The 5,055-nt window shown below is 38.2% G+C and carries 7 protein-coding genes; 5 read left to right on the top strand and 2 right to left on the bottom strand.

Going from position 1 to position 5,055, the window contains the following annotated elements; all coding sequences use genetic code 11:
• Positions 1-212: 212 nt before the first annotated feature.
• Positions 213-1,118, top strand: a complete 906-nt coding sequence (locus NZ519_11885; protein ID MCS7029455.1) for a site-specific DNA-methyltransferase — start codon at positions 213-215, stop codon at positions 1,116-1,118.
• 203 nt (positions 1,119-1,321) lie between these two features.
• On the opposite strand, the gene NZ519_11880 is transcribed toward NZ519_11885, so the two are convergent.
• Complete coding sequence (locus NZ519_11880) at positions 1,322-1,549, bottom strand: hypothetical protein (protein MCS7029454.1); 228 nt, start codon at positions 1,547-1,549, stop codon at positions 1,322-1,324.
• 293 nt (positions 1,550-1,842) lie between these two features.
• Between NZ519_11880 and NZ519_11875 the strand changes: the two genes are divergently transcribed.
• From NZ519_11875 to NZ519_11860, 4 genes are read left to right on the top strand one after another with little or no spacing between them, the layout of a single operon-like run.
• On the top strand, positions 1,843-2,238 hold the full coding sequence (locus tag NZ519_11875) for a carboxypeptidase-like regulatory domain-containing protein (protein MCS7029453.1): 396 nt from the start codon (positions 1,843-1,845) through the stop codon (positions 2,236-2,238).
• Positions 2,239-2,242: 4 nt separating this feature from the next.
• Positions 2,243-2,626: a hypothetical protein gene (locus NZ519_11870; GenBank protein ID MCS7029452.1), complete on the top strand. Its 384-nt coding sequence runs from the start codon at positions 2,243-2,245 to the stop codon at positions 2,624-2,626.
• A complete protein-coding gene (locus tag NZ519_11865) occupies positions 2,538-4,505 on the top strand; it encodes a hypothetical protein (protein ID MCS7029451.1) in 1,968 nt (655 codons plus the stop codon). Before NZ519_11870 ends, NZ519_11865 begins: the two co-directional genes overlap by 89 nt.
• Positions 4,506-4,540: 35 nt before the next feature.
• Positions 4,541-4,717, top strand: a complete 177-nt coding sequence (locus NZ519_11860; GenBank protein MCS7029450.1) for a hypothetical protein — start codon at positions 4,541-4,543, stop codon at positions 4,715-4,717.
• A 72-nt stretch (positions 4,718-4,789) separates the two neighbouring features.
• Here the strand turns inward: NZ519_11860 and NZ519_11855 are convergent.
• Positions 4,790-5,055: hypothetical protein (locus tag NZ519_11855; GenBank protein MCS7029449.1), on the bottom strand; the 266-nt coding region annotated here is incomplete at its 5' end.

The following is a 5,055-nucleotide window of genomic DNA, read 5'->3' as shown; positions in this document are numbered from 1 at the left end:
GCGATAGCGTAGCCCGTAGCACGCCGACCTTGTGGGCATGAGCGCAGCGAAACGCCCACAAGGACACGCCCAAAAAATAAAAACTTTGAGAATTCCTTTTTGTATAAAAGAAAAAATAGAGTTAGTGCAATCCAAATAGCTGCGGCAATTTACACTAAGCAAAAACAACATATTCAATAACTTTGAACATTGAATAAAACTTCGGAGGATAAATGACAAAGAAAAGACAAAAATCAGGAACTAAAACTAGCGCTTTTGGTACCAATCATAGGATTAACCACGACGCAGAGATATTTTACAGTTCTAACCTGTATGCAGAAATTGAAATTAAACCTGCCCCTTCTACTATTGAAAATGAAGTGCCATTAGAATATCAAAATAAAATCATACAGCACACTGCAGAAAATATGTACCACCTGCCCGATAACTGCATTCATTTGATGATTACTTCCCCACCGTACAACGTTACCAAAACGTATGACAAAAATTTACTCTTTTCTCAATATTTGAGCTTGCTTGAAAATGTATTCAAAGAAACATACCGAGTATTGGTCAATGGGGGGCGTGCTTGCATCAATGTAGCAAATTTAGGCAGAAAGCCCTATATTCCCTTATCGGATTATATTTCTCAAATGATGACAAAAATAGGCTACAATATGCGAGGAGAGATTATTTGGCACAAAGGTGCAGGAGCAGGAGTTTCTATGGCGTGGGGAAGTTGGCTATCTGCATCTAATCCTGTTCTACGTGATACTCACGAATATATCTTGATTTTTTGTAAAGGCGATTTTAGCCGTGAAAGTAAAGGTAAAAAAAGTACAATCTCAAAAGAGAACTTCATGGATTGGACTAAGTCTGTTTGGACATTTAACCCCGAAAGCGCTAAAAAAGTTGGACATCCTGCGCCCTTTCCCGAAGAGCTTCCTCATCGCTTGATACAACTGTTTTCTTTTGAAAATGACGTAATCCTTGACCCTTTCATGGGTAGCGGTACTACGGCAATTGCTGCCCTAAAAAATAAACGCCGTTTTGTCGGATATGAGATAGAATCACAGTATATCAAGCTTGCTCAAAAGCGAATAGAATCTTTTTCTCACCAAATAACTTTGGACATATAAGAAATTTGAACAAAAGTAGAAACAACCTATCCATTTTAGTGCTTTTTCAAAACCTTGTGAGATTTAGTAGTTAGATTTATTTTTTGGGCGTGCCCCTTGCTGACGCAAGGGTCGGGGCATTCCGCACTGCGCTTCGCTTCGGTGCTTCGCTAACGCTACGCACTGCCCTTGCGGGCATGCTTCATGCCCCTCACGCAGATGACCTAAGCAATTATGTCTTTACCTTGTTTAAGATTGAAGTACAACCACTTACAAGCTAAAACTTGGCATAAGAAACAAAGAAATGGCTTTTTCAGAGATCCTTTGCGTGAGGCATGCGAAGGGCGTGCGTCAGCACGGTGCGTAGCGAAGTACCGTAGCGTTAGCGTAGCCCGTAGCACGCCGACCTTGTGGGCATGAGCGCAGCGAAACGCCCACAAGGACACGCCCAAAATAAAAAACAACAATATAAAAAACTGTTTTTCAAGCACATATAATAAAAATATTTTTCTCTAAAAACTTGACTCGTGTTTTTTTAAGAGATTTGCAACACTTTTGAAAGCAAACCTTCACAACCTAAAAATGCCAAAAAATGAACGAAAATAACGCAATAGGAGGAGGATACATTCTGGTGTCAAGTATGGAAAAGTATTGAACCGCCGATTGAACTAGAATTTGAGTACTGACTTTCTAACTTAACATGAAAAATACATTTTTATTTTATTTCACGCTTTATACTGCATTTTTGACTGCGCTTAAGACCGAAGCGCAGGATATTCTGCTTAAAGGTTCTGTAAAAGACAGTCTTACTCGAGAACCGATAGCAGGGGCAATTCTTACCATTAAACAGCATCCGCAGGGATTGATTTTACAGTTCGGAGAAACAAACAACAAAGGATATTTCGAAATAGCAGCCCCTAAAAAGCCGAATTTAACTTTGGATATAGCTTTGCTAGGCTATAAGACCCGCTCATATTACATAGATACCACTAAAACCACACAGTATTTTGATGTTACACTTATTTCTACAAGTATTAACCTCAAAGAAACAATAGTTATTGAAAATAAACCTCAAGCAGAAAAGGATACATTAGAATACAGGCTAAAAGACCTTATTCAGGCAGGCGATAAAAAATATTGAGGATGTGATTAAGAAAATACCAGGTGTAGAAATAGACCAAAAAGGAAAAATCACGCATAATGGCAAGCCTATTTCTCGCATACTGATTGATGGTGATGATATCAAAGGAAGCAACTATCAGAAAATTACAAAAGTATTGCCCGCCCAAGCCGTAGATACTATTCAGATTATAGACAAATATTCAGATAATCCGCTACTTGCTAAAATAGAAAGTACTGATGAGAAAATCCTTAACCTTAAACTCAATGCCAAATCTCGTAATGTATGGATAGGGGATTACACACTTTCGCTAGGGGTAGATGCCAACTACCAACCTCGCTATACTGCCAAAGCAGAACAGATGCTTTTCCGAAAAAAATTCAAAAACTATTCTTTCTGGTCGTACTAATAACACAGGGGACATTACCGACATTGACATCAGCAAAACCGCTGATTTCTTTTTTTCAAGTAGTAACATACAGTTGCTTGACAATACTAGTCAAGGTATACCTCAAACACCTGCCCTGCTCAATTTATCTACTTACAGTTCTATCTCGGATTTCAATACACCGATTACCAATTTTAACCAGCACTACAATGCAGAGCAGGCTTTTCTGCTCAAACTACCCAGAAAATGGGAATTGAAAGCTACAACATCTTTCACGACAGGAAAAAACCAAATGTTTCAGGCGTATACGCAGGGCTTTATTTTACCTAATTCAGATACTGTCAAAAATACAGAACGCTACGCGCTTGCCTACAAACCGTTGTATACAGATATTCATACCTACCTATCCAAGCTTAAATCTAAACACCTCATCCGTTGGATTAGTGGTTTCAATTACAGTCAGAAGTTCCATTTTGAGCAGATTGTTTTCAATGAACAACCTTATTTTCAGCAATTGCGCACTTTCAAAAAAACGGTTTTTCAGAACGTAGAATACACTTACCAAATTACTAAAAAACAGGCTATACGTGTTTTGGCACTATTCCAAACCGATTTTGATTTTGTGCAGTACTATTACCTTAACCGCAATCAGTTTTTTACTGTATTGCAGGATACCGGTTATGCTAATATCTATCAGACCATACGACAGCCTTACCAAAACGCCAAATTGAACGTTATTTACAACACAAATTATAGAAAATACTACTTCACCGCAAACATTGGTGCAGAACAGCAGCAACAGCACATTCAAAGCTTTTTATTTACCGATTATAGTACTTTTTTCACAGGTACAAGCACTCTCAATCAAGTAGGAAAGCTGCTTTCGCAACGCATATACGTTTATATGCAGCACAAATACCAACAACAAAATTATGCATTCTCTCTGACCACCGAAACAGGTCATCTCAATTTTATTTATCAAACAAAAGAAGTACGAATGCCTTATACCCTGCCCCAAGTTAGTGCCAGCTACAACAAAAAACCTTTGATGACTTCGTTCAGTTATGAAAGAAAGTTAGAAATTAGCCCTTTTGACCAAGTATTTGGCGGCTATATTTTGCGGAATTTTCAAAATGCTTCCATAGGATTAGGGCGGTTTAACCTTTCACCTATTCACAAATTCAGTTTTACGAATTTTTTTACGCCCGGGCAAGGCAAATTCAAATGGAATACTATGCTTTTGTATAGTATCATTCAGCGCCCTGTATTGTATCGGAATTTGTTAGATAATACCGTAGCTACTCAAAACCAAATTGCTTTTGTTGGTAAAGAAAAATCCAACACTATGCTCATATTCAATACTAATGTGTCCCAATACATAAAACAGATTACATCAGCTCTACGGGAAAAGTATAGTTTTAATCAACTCAGGTATTTTAATCTTGTCAATGGTGTGGAGAGAGTGAACACGACGTATTCTCACAATTATGCTATAAGCATGGGATCTGGATTTAAGTTACTTAATTATTATGCAGAATTGCAGCAGCGGCACAGTTATTCCGTAGCGGTTGGTCAGTCAGGTACAAATACTCGGCAGTACAATCAGACTACACACTTGTTTTTAGATTTAAGCTGTAGTCTGTTTCAAAAGTTCAGGGCTGGTATTTCTAACGAGTACCTTATTATACGCGGGCAGAAACTCCAAGCACCTTATTTTGCTAGTGCGTTTGCAGAATACCAAAAAAATCACTTTTGTGTAGGGATAAAAATTCATAACCTGCTCAATAATTCGCAGTTCAGAGAGATAAACCTCACGGATTTCAGTTATACAATTGAAAATCAACGCCTTATGCCTCGTTATATACAGTTACAAGTAAGCTACTCGTTGGGGAAAAAATAGTTATTAAAGAATTTCGGATAGTCAATTTTTTGGGCGTGTCCTTGCCCGCGTTTCGCTTACGCTCATGCGGGCAAGGTCGGTCTGCTGCGGGCTACGCTGACGCTTCGGTGCTTCGCACTGCTCACGCACCCTCCGCATGCCTCACGCAGCAGCTTTTGGATGTTTTACCTTGTTTTTATACATATTCTTGGCTTCATTTCTTGCCTAAATAAGGTAAAATAAAAGCCCTTTGCCTTGCTTTACACTCATTTTTAGATATTTACAAAGTTAAATGCTATTCTAACTCACATCAAATTATGTTTTCTTAAAAATGCTTCATCTACTTTGGCAATCTGCATGATTATTTCTTTGCTCATACCCTGTTTGAGCATTTCCTTTATCATTCTGATTTTTTCTTGCTCTGCGCGTTGTTTTTCTTGCTCTAATTCTCTTTCTTTTTGTTCTGCGCGTTGTTTTTCTTGCTCTGCACGTTTTTTTTCTTGCTCTAATTCTTTTTCTCTTCGCTCTAACTCCTGTTCTAATCTCTCTCTATCTCGTTCTACCATCTTAA

Source organism: Bacteroidia bacterium, assembly GCA_025056095.1.
Classification (GTDB): Bacteria; Bacteroidota; Bacteroidia; order JANWVE01; family JANWVE01; genus JANWVE01.
This window is presented reverse-complemented; position numbering and strand designations above follow the sequence as displayed.